Origin of the sequence: Pseudofrankia coriaricola (genome assembly GCF_032027725.1) — a bacterium.
In the GTDB taxonomy this organism is placed as follows: Bacteria; Actinomycetota; Actinomycetes; order Frankiales; family Frankiaceae; genus Pseudofrankia.
In genome coordinates this window covers 20,288-37,962 of sequence record NZ_JASNFO010000057.1, presented here as the reverse complement: position 1 = coordinate 37,962, position 17,675 = coordinate 20,288, and the positions used below count along the sequence as shown (strand labels likewise).

The following is a 17,675-nucleotide window of genomic DNA, read 5'->3' as shown; positions in this document are numbered from 1 at the left end:
CTTCGGCAGTGACGGCGGCAGCTGGGCGAGCCCTACCGACCAGTACGCGGACTTCACCGACTTCCATGTCTCGGATCACCACGTCGACGGCGCTCCCGCGCCCAGTCGCGAGCGTTCCGCAGCCGGACTACTTGCCTCTGGAGAGGTACGCGTGGACGGCGTCCGCGATCGCGCGCTGGCCCATGGTGTTGGGATGGGCGCTCGCCTGCAGGCCGGCGCCGGTCACGGCGATCGGGTACACCCAGGGGTCCTTGGTGCACAGCTTGTGGGCATCGAGCACCCGGTCGATGGAGAGGAACTCGACGCCGGTCTTGCTGGCCGCGCGGCGGATCACGCGGTTGAGATCCCTGTTCAGGCCGGCGAGTTGGACGCGCTCGTTGTTGTCCAGCCACCTGCAGGTGTTGGCGGTGCTGCTGGGGAACAGGTCCGGATAGCCGATGACGATGACCCGGGCACCGCCCGCCGCTTCCTTCACCTGGGAGTAGGCCGCCTGCAGCAGCGGGGGCAGCTGGTCGGTGACGTACTCGCGGCTGTGGTCGTCGTGGCCGGTCCAGAAGCAGCGCCAGACGACACAGCTGACGATCGTGGGCCCGAAACCGGCGTCGTTGCCGCCGATCGTGATCGTCACGATGTCCGGCTTCACCCCGCTGGCCACCAGCGCCCGTAGCGCCTCGACCTGCGGTGGCTGACCGTGGAACGACGCGGTGAACGCGCTGGTCTTCGCGCCCGAGCAGGCGAGCAATCGGGCGGTGGAGCCGGCGATCTCCTGGGCGAGCAGCCTGGGCCAGGAGGCGCCGCTGCGACCACAGCCCGGGGCATCCAGGTCGAAGGGAGCGTTGCCCTCACCGGAGGAGTAGGAATCGCCGAGCGCGACGATTGTGAGAGGTTTCCCGGATCCGCTCGAGTTCGTGCCTGTCCGTACCTGGGAATCGGGGCCCTCGCCCTGCCCGGCAGGAGGACGCGGCTGGCAGCCGGACAGCAGGACGACGAGCGTCGCCAACAGGCCGACAGCGCCTAGGTTGACGGGACGGTGAGCCCGCGTCGGCGCGGGCAAGCGGAGCCGCATGGTATCGCAGCGTAACCGCATCGGTGGTCCTCGACCGTCGTGTTGCGGTCGGGACACCCTGCTGTACGTGTCGATGGGCCGACTCTCGACCGCCCTACGTCCGCTTGTCGACGATGCCCTCAGGCGGTCAGGAGCTGCTGGAGGTAGCCGCCGTACCCACTCTTGGCGAGCGGCTGGATCAGCGAGTCAAGATCATTATCCGAGATGAACCCCTCGCGCCAGGCGACTTCCTCGACACAGCCGATCTTCAGGCCTTGTCGTTCCTCGATGACCTGGACGAACTGGCTTGCCTGCATCAGGGAGTTGAAGGTCCCGGTGTCGAGCCAGGCGGTGCCTCTGTCCAGCACGTGTACGCCGAGCTGGCCGCGGTCAAGGTACGCCTGGTTGACCGCGGTGATCTCAAGTTCGCCACGGGCGCTGGGCTTGGTCTGCCTGGCGACCTCGAGGACGTCGTTGTCGTAGAAGTAGATACCGGTAACGGCATAGCTCGACTTGGGCTTCTCGGGCTTCTCCTCGATGGAGACGGCGTGGCGGCCGTCGTCGAACTCGACGACGCCGTAGCGCTCCGGGTCCGAAACATGGTAGGCGAAGACGACGCCGCCGTTCGGGTTGGTGTACTGCTTGAGCTGCGTCCCGAGCCCCGCGCCATAGAAGATGTTGTCGCCGAGGATCAGGCACACCTTGTCGGTGCCGACGAAGTCCGCGCCGACGATGAAGGCATCGGCCAGCCCGCGCGGCTGGTCCTGCACCGCATACTCGAAACGGCAGCCAAGCCGGTCTCCGTCACCGAGCAGGCGGCGAAACTGGTCCTGGTCCGCGGGTGTGGTGATGATCAGAATCTCGCGAATACCCGCGGCCATGAGGGTCGAGAGGGGATAGTAGATCATCGGCTTGTCGTAGACCGGCATCAGCTGTTTCGAGACGGCCTGGGTGATCGGGTAGAGGCGGGAGCCGGTGCCGCCGGCCAGGATGATGCCTTTCATACCGTCCTTCCAATCCTTGAGGACCCGTGCGACTTTCAGCATCGCGGCTCTCCGCCATGATGGCTCGGCGCTGGCTCGACGGCCAGGAAGTGGTCGGGCAAGCCTTACGCGCGGGACGTCGACGTGGGCGTGGCGTTCGGCGTCGAGGTGGCCGGGCTTGGGGTGGCGCTTGGCGGCGCCGTAGTGGCCGCGGCCGCGGCCGGGCTCGAGGTGGTCGCGGCCGGCGTGGGTGACGGCGCCGGGCTGGAGGTCGGCGACGAACTGGGCGACGAGCTGGGGGTCGACGACGGCGTCGGGGTTGGCGTCGCGGTGGGGATGCCGGTGACGACCACGGTGGTCAGCGTCCGCGCCGCGCAGCCGGCCGGGGTCGTGGTGAGGGTGACCGTGACCGAGCCGCCGGTGGCCGCAGGGAGGCTCAGGCGCGCGAGCGGCGTGGCGCCCGCGGCCGGCTGGGCCGGCACGCTGGTGTCCGCCTGCGCGAGCGGGGCGCCGCCGCTGGACGCGCGGGCCTCCGCGTGGATCGAGACGTTGCCGGTGGCGCCCGCGGCCGCGGCGGTGTAGGTGCCGGTGACGTCCAGCGCGGTGCCGCTGGCGGACTGGTTGACGGTGGCCGCCAGGCTGCTGGTGGTGACGGTGATCGTGGCGCAGGCCGCGCTGGTGGGGCTCGCGCTCGCACTCACGCTTGCCGACGGGGAGGGGAGCCCCGCCGCCAGCGTGACGGCCGGGACAGGGGAGCTGCTCGAGCCGGGGCTGGGCGTGAGGGGGACCACGGGGATGGGCACCGTGGTGGGGCTGGAGTTGATGTAGCCGTCCATCCAGGCGAGCACGGCGCGCACGTAGGCGTCGGACGGGTTGTAGGAGAAGATGGCCGCCCGCAGCTGCGCCGGATCGGTGAGGTCCCGGCCACGGGCGCACAGGTAGCCGCCGGCGGCGAGTGCCGCGTCACTGATGTTGCTCGGGTCCCTGCGGCCGTCGGAGTTGCCGTCGCGGCCGCTGGTCTTCCACGTACTCGGGATGAACTGCATCGGGCCGACCGCGCGGTCGTAGACCTTGTCGTGGTCGAACGAGCCGCCGTCGGTGTCGCGGATCAGCGCGTGGCCACCCTTGCCGTCCAGCGCTACGCCGAGGATCGTCGGCGTGACGGCGCCGTCGGCGGTGATGGAGCGTCCATTCGCGTTGTTCGACTCGACCCTGCCGATGCCGGCGAGCAACTCCCAGCGCAGGTGGCAGCCGGGCAGCTCGCCGCCCATCGTCGCGACGGCCCGCTGGTAGGCGGCGAGGATCTTGTCAGGTATCCGCTTGTTGGCGCCGGAGAGGCGGACCAGCCCGCCGTCGCCGTCGCCGACCGCGGCGGCGGCCAGCGCGTCCGTGCCGACCTCGTCGCCGGGGCTGGGGCTCGCGGTGACAAGGACCGAGCCATCGTCGCCGTCGTCGCCGTCTGGCGTGAGCGGCGGCATGGGGTAGTTGTCGCCCCGTACAGGCTGGTTTCTGGGGGAGCTTGAGGCGGCCTCGTCATCGTGGGGGCTCGCGGGCCCACCGCCGAGCAGGAGCAGCAGGCCGACCGCCGGGACGGCGACGACGCGGGTGAGGCTGAGGGTGCGGTTGCCCTGCCGCCTGCCCTGCCGAGCCGGCTTGGCACGCCGGTGCCGATGCCGGGGGCGCGCGGGCGCCGCGGGAGTCCGCGGCGTCGACGGTGGGGAAGGCGCCGGCGTCTCGCTCACCACGTCCGTCTGGCCATCGCCTGTCGCCCCACCTGTCCGGTTCGCCACTGTCTCCCCGTCCCGGTCGTCCCCCCGGCCGCGTAGCCCGGGCACGCGACGGCCGGCCTCGACGACCAGCCGTGCCGACCGAGTCGTACCGACCGCCGCCGATGGCCTGAGGCGCCGCGTCAACCCGGCGAATGTACCGGACCTCGTTTACCGGGAACGACCCCTTTGGGCACGAAACATGGAAGCCGAGTGAACTGTCTGCCGGGATGGGGCCGCCTTGGCGGTTTCTCCGCCGGTGTCGTCCGGATGCCCGAGCGCCGTTGTGGCTGGCCTGGCTCGGCGGCCACGCCTGCCCCAGCGTGGTGTCGTCCCAGCAGTAGTTGGCCAGGGGTCCCCGGGGTCCCTGCCGGATCGGCAGAGCCGATCTGGGAGGTTAGCGATCGGGGAGGTCTGGGAGCCGATCTGGGAGGTCGTGATCTGGGAGGTCTGCGATCCGCCTCCCTTGGCCTGGCTCGGCGGCCACGTCTACTCCGACGTGATGTGGGCCCCAGGAGCGGTTGGCCAGGGGTCCCCGCCGATCCGTCTCGCCGAGTCCCTCCCAGCCAGGACCTACGGGACAGGCGCCAAGCCGGCGGATCGGTGGGGAGGCTTTTAGTAGGCGCCTTCGCGCTTGAGGACGGCGAAGACGGTGCGCCAGAGGATGATCAGGTCCATGGCGAGCGACCAGTTCTCGACGTAGCGCAGGTCGAGGCGGACCGACTCGTCCCAGTCGAGATCGCTTCGGCCGCTGATCTGCCACAGGCCGGTGAGGCCCGGCTTGACCATCAGCCGGCGGTGCACGTCCCGCTCGTACTGGGCGACCTCGCTCGGCAGCGGCGGGCGCGGGCCGACCAGCGACATGGTGCCGTTCAGGACGTTGAACAGCTGTGGCAGCTCGTCGAGCGACCACTTGCGCAGGAACTTCCCGACCCCGGTCACCCGCGGGTCGTCGCGCATCTTGAACAGCAGGCCCTGGCCCTCGTTGCTCGTCCGCAGCCCGACCAGGCGCGCCTCGGCGTCGACGTACATCGAGCGGAACTTGTACATCGTGAACTCTCTGCCGCTCATGCCGACCCGGGTCTGCCTGAAGAACGCCGGGCCCTTACTGGTCAGCCGGATCGCCAGCACCAGCGCCACGAACAGCGGCAGCGTGACCAGCACACCTGTCAGCGCGAGGCTCCGGTCGAGCATGCCCTTCATCAGCCGGCGGGCGCCGGAGAGCTCGGGCTCCTCGATGTGCAGGAGCGGCAGGCCGGCGACCGGGCGCAGGTGGATGCGGGGCCCGGTGACGTCCGTGATCGCGGACGACACCAGCACGTCGACGTCGGAACCCTCCAGCGCCCACAGCGCCCGGCGCAGCCGCTCGCCGTCGATCTGCGGGCTGATCGCGACGGCCGACGCCTGGGTGCGCCGGATCGCCTCCTCCAGCGCGTCGGACGTCCCCACGATCGGCACACCGGCCAGGTCGAAGCCGGCGCGGTCCGGCCGTTCGGAGCTGTGCAGGCCGGGCGCCCGGTCGAGGCACACGCCGACGACGTTCCAGCCCGCGGTGGGGTCACGCCGGGCGATCCGCACCAGCGACGCGGCCGACTCGCCGGCGCCCACCACCAGCACCCGGTGCTGGCACTCGCCGGCGCGACGCATGCGGTGCAGCCGCGCACGGGCCACCGCTCGACCGACGAGGGTCAGCACCGTGGCCGTCGGGAACGCCACCAGCAGGTACGAGCGGGCGAACTCCGCCTTGGTCGCGTACGAGGCGACCGCCACCAGCGCGGTCAGCCGGACGGCCGCGTTCAGGACGCGGCGGAACTCCTCCGACCCGCCGCCGAGGAAGCGGTGCTCGTAGCCCCGGTTGAGGGCGACCGCGGCGATCCACACGAGCGGCAGCCCGAGGGTGAAGAACAGGTAGGGACGCGACGACTGCGGCGTCTGGCTGAAGTCGATGATCCCGCCGAAGCGGATCAGGTAGGCGAGACCGGTCCCGGCGAGGCAGGCGGCGAGGTCGGCGAACATCGCCGCCCGCGCGTAGTCGCGCTCCCAGGTGAGCTGGGCCCGGTACGGCTCGCGTACCCCCTCGTGCGGAGTGCTCGACAGGACCGCGAGCTCGGCGGCGCTGCGCGTGGTGGCATGCGGGTGGGCGCGCTGCTCAGGTGGGCGGCCGGCCAGGCGTGCCCGGAAGTTGCGCATCGAGACGCGTAGCGTCGCCTCGCCGTCGCCTTTTCCGTCGCCTGGGCCCGCGTTCCCGGCGGGCCCGCGGGTCGTCGTCGCGGTCACCGGTGCGTCCTCCCTGGGCTGTCTGGGCCGGCCCGCCAGCCAGCGGCGGCCGACCGCGGGTCGGCGCGCGGGATGACCCGCTTCGCACCCATGCGCACCCCTCCGCCGAACACAGCCCCCCGGGCAGCAGCCCACGCGTACCCTGCCGGGCCGTCCGCGGGCGGCTGACGTGACACGCGCGTCGAAAGTACCAACGTCTGACTGATCCCCGGCGTTGAGGCATCCTTCTCGGATTTCATCCGCAGGCGGACGAATAGTCTCCTTCCGGACATCGTCCTGGCTGGCCGCGCGCGGCCAGCATCGGGCCGCGGCGGCGCGGGACGTGACGACGGCTCCCGCCCGTGGGCTTACGCGACAGGCGTCCCCGCCGAGCAGGCGGGCGCCGGGCGAGGAGACGGCGGAAACCAGGCCCAGTTCTGACGGCACCGGCCGGACCAGGAAATCTCCGCCCCGAGTGGGCAGGACCACATCTGAGGAGTGGCCAGGACCCCACCAATCGGCCTGGTATGGGCCCCGACCACCCTCGCGGATCGGTGGGGAGGCTTAGTAGGCGCCTTCGCGCTTGAGGACGGCGAAGACGGTGCGCCAGAGGATGATCAGGTCCATGGCGAGCGACCAGTTCTCGACGTAGCGCAGGTCGAGCTGGACCGCCTCGTCCGTCGGCAGGTCGCTGCGGCCGCTCACCTGCCACAGGCCGGTGAGGCCCGGCTTGACCATCAGCCGGCGGTGCACGTCGTCGGCGTACTTCGCGACCTCCCGCGGCAGCGGCGGGCGCGGGCCGACCAGCGACATGGTGCCGTTCAGGACGTTGAGCAGCTGTGGCAGCTCGTCGAGCGACCACTTGCGCAGGAACTTGCCGATCCGGCTGATCCGAGGGTCGTCCTTGGCCTTGTACATGTAGTCGTCCTCGCGGTCGTTGAGAGCGAGGACCTCGGCCAGTCGTGCCTCCGCGTCGACGTACATCGAGCGGAACTTGTACATCGTGAACTCTTTGCCGCCCTGGCCGACCCGGGTCTGCTTGAAGATCGCCGGGCCCTTGCTGGTCAGCCGGACTGCCATGGAGAGCCCGAACAGGAGCGGCGAGAGCAGCGTCAGCGAGACGAACGCCACCCCGCGGTCGAGCAGCACCTTCATCAGCCGGCGGGTGCCGGTGAGCTCGGGCTCCTCGATGTGCAGGAGCGGCAGGCCCGCGACCGGGCGCAGGTGGATCCGGGGGCCTGTGACGTCGGTCACCGCCGAGGACACCAGCACGTCGACTTTGGTGCCCTCCAACGCCCACAGCGCCCGGCGCAGCCGTTCACCGTCGATCTGCGGGCTGATCGCGACGGTCGTCGCGTCGGTGAGCCGGATCGCGTCCTCCAGCGCGTCCGACGTCCCGACGATCGGGACGCCGAACAGGTCGAAGCCCGCGCTTTCCAGGCGGTCGTGGCTGTGCCGGCCGGGCGCGCGGTCCAGGCAGACGCCGACGACCGACCAGCCCGCGCTCGGGTCGCGGCGGGCCAGCCGCACCAGCGACGCCGCCGACTCGCCGGCTCCGACGACGAGGACCCTGTGCTGGCAGCGGCCGGCCTGGCGCATCCGGTGCAGCAGCGAGCGGGCGGCCCCGCGGCCGGCGAGCGTCAGGACCGTGGCCGCGGGGAAGACGATCAGGAGGTAGGCCCGGGCGATCTCGGCCTTGGTCGCGTACGACCCGACGGCTACGAGCGCGGTAAGCCGCACCGCGGCGTTGACGACCCGGCGGAACTCCTCCGTCCCGCCGCCGAGGAAGCGGTCCTCGTAGGCACGGTTCAGCGACATCCCGGCGAGCCACGCGACAGGGAAGACCGCGCTGAGGATCAGGTAGGGCGTCGGCGACACCGGCATCAGGTCGAAGTCGACGAGGCCGCCGAACCGCAGGAGGTAGGCGAGCGCCGCCGCGAGCGCCCCCGCGGCCAGGTCCGCGCAGACCACCAGCCGGGTGTATTTGCCTTCCCACGAGATGTGGGCCCGGTATGCCTGACGCCCGGCGGGCTGATCCGTCTCGCCGGCCCGGTCGTCCGCCGGCGTGCCGGTCGGCGACGCCGCCCTGGGAGTGGGAATGGAGGCCACCGGTTCGGATGGCTCCGTCGCGAGCCCGAGGCCTTCGAGGCCACCGGGCGGCAGCGGGAGCAGCGTCGGCCCGGTGACCGCGCCGTGCACCGTGCTCTCGAGGGCGTCCCGCGCGGTGTGTTCCGCCGCGGCCCCTTCGAGCGTCGGGCCCGCCTCCGCGTCGCCGTCCTCGCGGGCGGTGGTGGCACCGTCGCGCGCGATGCCGTTCCTGGCGGCAATGCGCAGGGTGACGTCGTCGTCGGCGACGTCACCCGCGGTGGCGCGGCCCCCGGAGGCGTCGTCGTCGGCGGTGTGGCGTGCCGCGCCGGCGGAGTCGCCGGCGGGGGAGCCGCCCTTGGCCCGGCTGCCGGTGCGCGCGCCGCGGGCACCGGCGGTGCGTGGATCGGTCGTGCGCGGCGAGACCCGCGCCCACTGCATCGGGACTCGCACCGTCGCCTCGGGATCGGTGCCGGTGGGCTTGGAGGTGTCATCGTCTACGGCGTTCTCGTCCATGGTGCTGGGCTCCACGGGACTCCGGTCGGCGGCATCATCCGTCGCGACGCCGGTCGACGCGGCCAACTCCACGGCGGCGACGTGGCCCGCGCCGGGAGAGGACCTGGCGCCGGGCGATGAGCCGAGGCCGCCCTGACTCGGCTCGTCCGTTCTGGTGCCAACATGCTCGGTGCTCGCGTGCTCTGCGCCGAGGTGCCCCAGGCCAGGGTGCTCCGTGCTCAGGTGTTCCGCGTGCAGGCGCGCCGTGTCCGGGCCCGTCGTGCGCCGGTGTGCCGTCTCGAGGTGCGGTATGCCCGGATACTCCCTAACCGAGGCCTCCGCCCGCGCAAATGGGTCTATGCCGTCGACCGTCTCCGTCACGGTGGCCCCCGCCCCCCTTGCGTCTTCCGCCGTTTCGGTCTGCCCGGCGAATGATCGTCAGTCGCCGAGCCTAGCTGCATCTGATTGCCTGGGTGTGTCGGTCATCGGCTGCTCGATCGAAAAGTGTGATCGAGTGACCGTTGGTCTGATGATGGCCGAACGGAGATTAGGACCGAATTCTAGCGGCGCGGCGTAGTGTTCTTGGTGTTGTTACGGCAAATTCCGTCGCGCCGACTGGTCTGGTCCGCCTGGGCCACATGGTCCCGAAGTGGTCCCGACCCGGCACTTTTGGGTGTGGCGCGTGGCGTGGCGCGCCTGGCTGGATCCCCGATCTCACTGTGTGACGGCGCGTGCCAGCGCGAGCCGGCACGCGAATTCCGCCGAGGCATGACCCTGGGCATATGTCGTGAAGATGACTCCAAAACAGGGAATTTCTCGGTGTGGCCGGCCTGGCGAGTATGCCGGGCCGGGTGCCGCGCGTTGGTGCGGTATCGCGTCGGCTACCCGCGAACCGGCGGCGCGGGTGATCGGCCCCGGAATGGCGGCTTTGCCAGAAAAGACCGTTATGGATTTCGGCGGCCAACCGGGAGGAACCCGGGCTTCGCCGGTCCGGGAGGGCCGGCGGACCCAGACCCCGGATCCGGACGCGGACCCCGGACCCCGGACCCCGGACCGGCCAGCTAGCCGACAGCCGGCCGGCCGAGGGGAGGGAGCGCATCGGCGGCACGTCAGATGTTCTTGGTGAACACCAGCCGCAGGCCGATCAGCGTGAGGTGGGGTTCGTGGATCTGGAGGGTCTCGCTCTCCTTGATGACGAGCGGGGCGAGACCGCCGGTCGCGATGGTGGTCGCCTCGACGCCGAGCTCGGCCCTGATCCGCCGTACCAGCCCGTCCACCTGCCCGGCGACGCCGTAGATCATGCCGGACTGCAGGGCCTCGACGGTGCCCTTGCCGATCACCGACCGGGGCGGCACCAGCTCGACCTTGCGCAGCTGGGCTGCCCGGGAGGCGAGCGCGTCCAGCGCGATCTCGATGCCGGGCGCGAGCGCGCCGCCGAGGAACTCGCCGCGCGCGGAGACCACATCGATGTTGGTCGACGTGCCGAAGTCGACCACGATCGTCGGCCCGCCGTGCAGGTGGTGCGCGGCCAGCGTGTTCATGATCCGGTCGGCGCCGGCCTCCTTGGGGTTGTCGATGAGGATCGGCACTCCCGTGCGAGTACCGGGCTCGACCACCACCACCGGTACGTGCCGGAAGATCCGCGCCGCCATCCGGCGGATCTCCCGCAGCGCCGCCGGCACCGTCGAGCACACCGACACGCCGTCGATCTGGTAGTCGCCGAGCAGGCCGCGGTAGACCAGCGTCAGCTCGTCCGCCGTCGCGTTCGGCTGGGTGCGCACCCGCCACGAGTCGGCCAGCGTCTCGCCCTCGAACACGCCGAGGACGGTGTTGGTGTTGCCGATGTCGATCGTCAGCAGCATCAGTGCGACCGTTTTCCCTATGCGTCGAGAGCGAGGTCGAGGCCCAGGTCGAGCGCCGTGACCGAGTGGGTGAGGGCGCCGACCGCGAGGTAGTCGACGCCGGTGGCCGCCACCTCGGCCGCGACGGCCAGGGTGAGGCCGCCACTGGCCTCCAGCAGGACCCCGGCCGGCCGGGCCAGCGCCACCGCCGCGCGAAGCTCGTCGGTGCTCATGTTGTCGCACAGGATCAGGTCGGCGCCCGCCTCGACGGCCTGGGCGACCTGCTCGACGGTGTCGCACTCGACCTCGACGGGCAGGTCGGGAAACGCCCCGCGCACGGCGGCGAACGCGGCCGCCACCCCGCCGGCCGCGACCACATGGTTGTCCTTGACCAGCGCCGCGTCCACGAGCGACATCCGGTGGTTCACGCCGCCGCCGGCACGCACGGCGTACTTCTCCAGCGCACGCAGCCCCGGCAGCGTCTTGCGGGTGTCCCGCACGGCGGCGCCCGTCCCGGCTATGGCGTCGACCCAGGCCCGCGTCCCCGTCGCCACCCCGGACAGGTGGCACAGCAGGTTCAGCGCGGTGCGCTCGGCCGTCAGCAGGCCGCGCACCGGACCGCGCACCCGCAGCACCTCGTCGCCGGGCTCGACCCGGTCGCCGTCCGCCGCGGTCGGCGTGACCTCGACGGCGAGGCCGACGACGGCCTCGAACACGGCCGCGGCCACCGGGAGGCCCGCGACCACGCCGCGTGCCCGGGAGACGACCCGGCCGGTGGCCACCAGGTCCGCGGGCACGGTGGCGGCCGACGTGGCATCCACACCCAGCCCGCTCGTGGCCGGCAGGTCCTCGGCGAGCGCCCGGGACAGCACGTCGGCGACGGCCAGCGGCTCGAGGCCGGCGGCGGCGAGGGCCGATTCGGTCGCGTCCGACAACCCGAGGCCCATCTCACACGCCGCGGCGGGGGCGTGGGCGTCGGTGAGGAAGTGGGCCGGAGCGACGGCGTGCTTCGCGGCGATCCTGGGGCTCACAATGCCTTCTCTCCTTCGACAGGGGTCGCCCCGCCCGCCGCCGCGGGCTCGAACGTGACGCCGAGCGCCCCGTCCGAGTCCAGCCGGACCAGCAGGTGCCCTCGCCAGTCGTCGTCCGCCTCGGCGAAGTCCTCGCGCCAGTGCGAGCCGCGGGTCTCCGTGCGCGCCGCCGCGGCGGCGACCAGCGCTGTCCCGACGGTCCGCAGGTTGCTCATCTCCCAGGCGTCCGGCCCGGCGGTGACGGTCGAGCCGGTGACCCGGACGTCGCCGATGGCCGCGAGCGCCTTGGCGGCGGCCAGCAGGCTCGGCGCGGCGCGCAGCACCCCGGCGCCGTCGGTCATCACCCGTGCGAGGTCGCCCCGCTCGGCCGGGTCGGTGAGCCCGGCGGAGCCGCGTTCGACCACAGCCAGCGCGGGCTCGCCCGGCGAGGGCAGCCCGCCGGCCAGGTCCTCGGCGATCCGCGCCGCGAAGACCAGGCCCTCGAGCAGGCTGTTCGACGCCAACCGGTTCGCGCCGTGCACGCCCGTGCAGGCCACCTCGCCGCAGGCGTAGAGGCCGGGAACGCTGGTGCGGCCCCAGGTGTCGGTACGTACCCCGCCGCTGGCGTAGTGGGCCGCCGGTGCCACCGGGACCGGCTGGGTGACCGGGTCCACACCCTGGGCGCGGCACTGGGCGGTGATGGTCGGGAACCGGCGCAGGATCGTCTCCTCACCGAGGTGACGGGCGTCCAGATAGAGATGGTCGACGCCCTGGGCGGCCATCACCCGCGACATCTGCTTCGCGACCACGTCCCGCGGCGCGAGGTCGGCCAGCGGGTGCACGCCGGGCATCACCCGCTCGCCGGCCGCGTCCACGAGGACGGCGCCCTCGCCGCGCATCGCCTCGCTCACCAGCGGCCGCTGCCCCACGGCGAGCGGCTCGGCGCCGGGAGCCCAGAACGCCGTGGGGTGGAACTGGACGAACTCCAGGTCCGTGACCACCGCGCCGGCGCGCAGAGCGAGCGCGACCCCGTCTCCGGTGGAGACAGGCGGGTTCGTCGTGGACGCGAAGATCTGGCCCATTCCGCCGGTCGCGAGGATCACCGCCCTGGCGGTGACGGCTCCGACCCCGTCGCGGCTGCCCTCGCCCAGGACGTGCAGGGTCGCGCCGGCGACGCGGCCGTCCGCGTCGGTGAGCAGGTCGAGGACGAGGGCGTGCTCGATGACCTCGACGGCCTCGTCGGAGCGCAGCGCCGCGATCAGCGCACGCTCCACCTCCAGGCCAGTGGCGTCACCGCCCGCGTGCACGATCCGGTCGCGCAGGTGACCGCCTTCCCGGGTGAGCGAGAGCTCGCCGCTGGCGGTCCGGTCGAACTGGGCGCCCAGCGCGGCGAGCTCGCGGACCCTGGCCGGGCCCTCGTCGACCAGCACCCGCACCGCCGCCGGGTCGCACAGCCCGACGCCCGCGACCAGCGTGTCGCGCAGATGGTCGTCGGGCGAGTCCTCGGCGGCCAGCGCCGCGGCGATCCCGCCCTGCGCCCAGCGGGTCGAGCCCATGTCGAGCAGCGCCTTGGTGACCAGCAGCACCCGGGTGGCCGGCAGCGCCGCGCGTACCCGCAGCACGGCGGACAGCCCCGCCACACCCGAGCCGATCACCACCACGTCGGCGTGCCTGGTCCAGCCGGCCCGCGGCGCGCCGAGCCGCGCGGGCAGCACCGGCAACGGCGGCAGGCCCGCCAGTGACTCCAGGGACAAGGGCCGCCGGGTGCGCGAAGGAAAAGCATTTTCGCGCACCCTTTGGCCCGCCAGAGCGGGCAGCGCCGAGGCCGAGGGTGAAGGGTTGCTGGTCATGGTCAGGCCTCTGGCTCGGCGGCGGGCGGAAGGACGAGTTCGATGTTGTCGATCAGGCGGGTGCTGCCCACCCTGGCCGCCACGAGCAGCAGCGCGGGCCCGGTCGTGGCGGGGCTGAGGTCGTCGGGCCCGGCGAGGACGAGGTAGTCGACCTCGATGCCCGGCTCGGCCGCGAGCACCGCGCGAGCGGCGGCGATGACCGCGTCGGGGCCGTCACCGCTGGCGGCGAGGCCCGCCGCGAGCGCCCGCGAGAGCGCGAGCGCGGACAACCGCTGGGAGGCGGTCAGGTAGGCGTTGCGGCTGGACAGCGCGAGCCCGTCCGGCTCCCGGACCGTCGGCACGCCGACGATCTTCACCCCGAAGGCCAGGTCCGAGACCATCCGGCGGATGCAGACCAGCTGCTGGGCGTCCTTGCGGCCGTAGAACGCCAGCTCCGGCCGGACCAGGTGCAGCAGCGTCGCGACGACCGTGAGGACACCGTCGAAGTGCCGCGGCCGGCTCGCCCCCTCCAGCACGTCGCCGAGCGGCCCGGCACTCACGGTCACCAGCGGAGCCGGGTCGTGCACGGCCGCCGGGGCGAACACGACGTCCACGCCCTCCCGGGCGCATACCTCGAGGTCGGCCTCGAGGGTGCGCGGGTAGCGGTCGAGGTCCTCGTGCGGGCCGAACTGCAACGGGTTGACGAAGATCGTGACGACGACCTGGCCGGCCTCGCGGCGGGCCGCGCGGATGAGGGTGGCATGCCCCTCGTGCAGCGCGCCCATGGTCATCACCACCGCCCGGCGCCCGGCGGGGCGGGCGAGCAGCGCGGCGAGCTCCGTGCGGGTGCTGGCGAGTGCGGGCCGAGTCCTTGCGTCGGGATCGGCGAGCGGGGTACGGGGCATCTGGCCGTTCCAGTCCTCGTAGTGCGGTACCGGACGTCGCGGACGACTGTAACCCCTGCGCAACCCCCGTGGCCCCCGCTGTGACCTCCCCCAACTCCCACACAGAGCTGTGCCCCCTCCTTCCCCACCGACTGCCCCTTCCCCACCGATTGGCTAGGACAGGGCTAGATCCCGATCAGTCGGGTGCTGCCTGTCGCGACTGGTAGCCAATCGGTGGGGACCCCGCGGACAGCTCGGTGCAGAAGCAGGAAGTCTGAGACGTCGGAGACACCGCGAGATGTCTTGCGGGACATGGCTGTGCCCGCCCTGCCGCGGGGGTCGGCAGGGCGGGCACAGGATCGGGGCTGGCTAGTGGGTGCGGGAGTGGGCCGGGAGTTGGCGGGTCTGCTGGGTGGGAAGGGTGGTCGCGGGGAACTCGTCGGTGTCGGTCGCGGCCGTGGGGGTGGAGCCGGCCTTGGGGCGCCAGACGCGGTCGCCGAGCAGGGTGAGCATGGCGGGCATCAGCAGGACCCGGATGACGGTCGCGTCGATGAGGATGGCCGAGCCGAGGCCGATGCCCAGTTGCTTCATGCTGACCTGGGACAGCGTCGCGAAGATCGCGAAGACTGCGACCATGATGACCGCCGCGCTGGTGACCACGCCGGCGCTGCGGCGCAGGCCGGCGAGCGCCGCCGACCGCATGTCCAGCCCGGCCTCGCGGGCCTCGCGGACCCGGGAGAGCAGGAACACCTGGTAGTCCATCGACAGGCCGAACAGGATCACGAACAGCATCAGCGGCATCCAGTTGGCGATGCTGCCGGTGGCCGTGAAGTTGAGCAGGCCGTCCGCCCAGTGATGCTGGAAGATCAGCACCAGCAGGCCGTAGGCCGCGCCGACGGAGAGCAGGTTCAGGCCGACCGCGAGGGTCGCGACGATGGCGCTGCGGAACGCCGCCAGCAGCAGCGCGAAGGCGAGCAGCAGCACGAATCCGATCACCAGCGGGGTGCGCCCGCCGAGCTGGTCGTTGAAGTCCAGCGAGCCGGCGGCCATGCCACTGACGTCAGCACGCGCACCGGGGGCCTTCTCGATCGTCGCGGGCACCAGGTCGTCGCGCAGCGTGTGGACCGCGTCCATCGACGCGTCGTCGGTGCCGCCACCGGCGATCGGCATGAGCACGCGGGCGACCGTCTTGTCGGCGCTGACGTCGACGACGACGGGCTCGAAGGCGACCTTGCCCGCGACGGCCCTCGACCGCAGGTCGTCGATCGCCGCGGTCACGGGCGCCGAGGTGACGTCGGGCGCGGACACCACGATCACCGCGGGCGTCGGCCCGCCGGGGAAGGCGGTGGTGAGCCGCTGGTAGGTCTTCATGACCGGGATGTCCTTGGGCAGGTCGTCGAGCCCCTGCTCCGCGGTGTGCATGCTCAGCATGGGCAGGGCGAGCAGGATCAGCAGGCCACCGGTCACGGTCGCGACGATGCCGGGGTGGCGCATCAGCCGGTCGAGCAGGCGGACCCGGCCGTTCTTCCCGGCCGCGTCGAGGAGTGCGGCGCGCTCGGCCTGGGCCACCCGCTCGGCGTGCTCCGCGGCGACGGCGGCGCCGAGGACCTCCGTCAGAGCCGCGTCCGCGATCTCGCCGGACTGCCGCTTCGAGTGACGCGCGGTGCGCCGCGCCGCCCGCCGGGCCCGCCGGGAGCGGGGCGCGTCCGGCGCGGCCGGGCGCTTCCACGGCAGCCGGCCGAGCTCGACCCGGTCACCGAGGAGGGACAGCAGCGCGGGCAGCACGGTGACCGAACCGAGCAGCGCGACCAGGACGACGATCATCGTGCCGACCGCGATCCCGGTGAAGACGCTCATCCCGGTGATCATCAGGCCGGCCAGCGACACGGCGACGGTCAGGCCGGAGACCAGCACGGTGTGACCGGAGGTCTCGGACGCGATCGCCAGCGCCCGCTCGGGGCCGTGGCCCTTGGCACGCTCCTCGCGTTCGCGGCGGATGTAGAACAGCGCGTAGTCGACGCCGACGGCGAGCCCGATCAGCAGCATGACCGACGTCGCGATCTCGTTGGTCGGCATCAGGTGGCTGACGAACGCGACGACGCCTAGCGTGCCGACGAACGCGGTCATCGCCAGCGCGACCGGTATCAGCGCGGCGATCAGCGCGCCGAACACGATCAGCAGGATGGCGATGGTCACCGGGATGGCGGACCACTCGGCGCGCTGGAAGTCCTTGCCCATCGTCTCGTCGAGGGCCTTGTCGGCGCTCGCCTGGCCGAACTGCTCGACCGTGAGCCCGCTGTGGGCGGCGGCGACCGAGGCGACGGTGTCCATCACCGGCTCGATGCGGTCGGTCGCGGTGTCGGGGTCGCCGGTGAGCTCGAAGGTCACCAGTACGGACCGGCCGTCCGCGGAGACCAGGCCGCGGTCCTCGGTGGCGCCCTGCGCGGCGATCGGGGCCCGCACGTCGGTCACCTCACTGGTGGCCGAGATCCGCGCGATGACATCGGCGATCGTCGCCCGAACCTCCTGGTCGGCCAACGGGCCGCCTGTCGGCGCGGTCGGGAGCTGGATGAGGACGTTCTCGCTGTCGCGGTCGACGAAGCCGGCGTCGCGCAGGGTCTGCTCCGCGCGGCCGCTCTCGCCGAGGCTCATGTCCTCGTCCTTGAGGGTCTTCGTGCCGATCATGCTGCCGATCATGATCACAGCGACGACGGCGAGCAGCCAGCCGGCGACGGCGAACTTGCGGTGCCGCACGCTCCAGCGCGCGGCCCTGGCGGCGATGTGGTTGGCGTGACCGTCGGCGTTGACGCGGCCCGCGTCACCGCTCGGCCGGCGGGTGGACCCGGCGGCGGAGCGCGCCAGGGCCTGGGCGGAGTGATCGGCCCGATGGCCGTCGGGGTGGTGGGAAGCGCGACTGGGCATGCGTCAACGTTCCCGGAACGGGCACGCAAGGTCACTGGAGCGAACCGCCGACCCTGGGGTCAGGCCAGCCTGTGGGCCATGGTGGGTCACCACCGCCGGTTGGGGGTGGGGCCAGCCCCACCCCCAGCCCGGCGCGCCGGGTGACGGGCATCCGCGGCCGGGCCCGTGACCAGCTCTTTCGGCCGGCGCACCCGACGCGCGGGCGACGACGCGAGTGCGCCTGCCTCAGGGGCAGGAAGGCGCCGCCCAGCTGCGATCGCCCGCCCCAGACGGGTGTCAGAACGCCGACAGACATCCCATCGGCTCGGATGTCCAGCCGCGCGGTGGGCCGCGACGCCGTTCCATCGACCAGTAAGCGCAACTCAGCCACAACTGGTGACAGCGCATCGGCGCGGTGCCAGCCCAGCCATGTCGTCAGCCCGGTCCCAGCTCTACCACCGCCATATGCCAGGGCCCGGCACCACGCGGGGAGGGCGCTCAGCGCCCGACACGGGGCGAGCGCGCCCAGCGCCTCGCCCCGACAAGTGGCTGGCGGCGGCCGCTCCTGCCTCGGTAACGG

10 protein-coding genes are annotated in these 17,675 nt (G+C 72.4%); all 10 read right to left on the bottom strand.

Annotated elements, in window-relative coordinates; all coding sequences use genetic code 11:
* Positions 1 to 127: 127 nt before the first annotated feature.
* The 10 genes from QOZ89_RS28420 to QOZ89_RS28375 all read right to left on the bottom strand — a co-directional run bounded on the left by QOZ89_RS28420 (position 128) and on the right by QOZ89_RS28375 (position 17,116).
* A complete protein-coding gene (locus tag QOZ89_RS28420; protein ID WP_071054567.1) occupies positions 128 to 1,066 on the bottom strand; it encodes an SGNH/GDSL hydrolase family protein in 939 nt (312 codons plus the stop codon).
* A gap of 119 nt (positions 1,067 to 1,185) precedes the next feature.
* Positions 1,186 to 2,049, bottom strand: a complete 864-nt coding sequence (rfbA, locus tag QOZ89_RS28415; protein ID WP_071054565.1) for a glucose-1-phosphate thymidylyltransferase RfbA — start codon at positions 2,047 to 2,049, stop codon at positions 1,186 to 1,188.
* A gap of 104 nt (positions 2,050 to 2,153) precedes the next feature.
* The gene (locus QOZ89_RS28410) at positions 2,154 to 3,770 is read right to left on the bottom strand and encodes a lytic transglycosylase domain-containing protein (protein WP_241842452.1); all 1,617 of its coding nucleotides are present in this window, start codon (positions 3,768 to 3,770) and stop codon (positions 2,154 to 2,156) included.
* A gap of 639 nt (positions 3,771 to 4,409) precedes the next feature.
* The gene (locus tag QOZ89_RS28405) at positions 4,410 to 6,071 is read right to left on the bottom strand and encodes a sugar transferase (protein ID WP_198543645.1); all 1,662 of its coding nucleotides are present in this window, start codon (positions 6,069 to 6,071) and stop codon (positions 4,410 to 4,412) included.
* 543 nt (positions 6,072 to 6,614) lie between these two features.
* Positions 6,615 to 8,159 (bottom strand): sugar transferase, encoded by a 1,545-nt coding sequence (locus QOZ89_RS28400; RefSeq protein WP_397428859.1) that lies wholly within the window; start codon positions 8,157 to 8,159, stop codon positions 6,615 to 6,617.
* A 1,580-nt stretch (positions 8,160 to 9,739) separates the two neighbouring features.
* Positions 9,740 to 10,492 carry a type III pantothenate kinase gene (locus QOZ89_RS28395; protein WP_071054560.1) on the bottom strand — a complete coding sequence of 251 codons (753 nt, stop codon included), beginning with the start codon at positions 10,490 to 10,492 and terminating at the stop codon, positions 9,740 to 9,742.
* 17 nt (positions 10,493 to 10,509) lie between these two features.
* Positions 10,510 to 11,418 carry a carboxylating nicotinate-nucleotide diphosphorylase gene (gene nadC, locus QOZ89_RS28390; RefSeq protein ID WP_071054653.1) on the bottom strand — a complete coding sequence of 303 codons (909 nt, stop codon included), beginning with the start codon at positions 11,416 to 11,418 and terminating at the stop codon, positions 10,510 to 10,512.
* Positions 11,419 to 11,498: 80 nt separating this feature from the next.
* Positions 11,499 to 13,202 (bottom strand): L-aspartate oxidase, encoded by a 1,704-nt coding sequence (locus tag QOZ89_RS28385; protein WP_071054651.1) that lies wholly within the window; start codon positions 13,200 to 13,202, stop codon positions 11,499 to 11,501.
* A 131-nt stretch (positions 13,203 to 13,333) separates the two neighbouring features.
* A complete protein-coding gene (panC, locus tag QOZ89_RS28380; RefSeq protein WP_071054558.1) occupies positions 13,334 to 14,215 on the bottom strand; it encodes a pantoate--beta-alanine ligase in 882 nt (293 codons plus the stop codon).
* 348 nt (positions 14,216 to 14,563) lie between these two features.
* Positions 14,564 to 17,116 carry an MMPL family transporter gene (locus tag QOZ89_RS28375; RefSeq protein WP_083419920.1) on the bottom strand — a complete coding sequence of 851 codons (2,553 nt, stop codon included), beginning with the start codon at positions 17,114 to 17,116 and terminating at the stop codon, positions 14,564 to 14,566.
* Between the last annotated feature and the right edge of the window lie 559 nt (positions 17,117 to 17,675).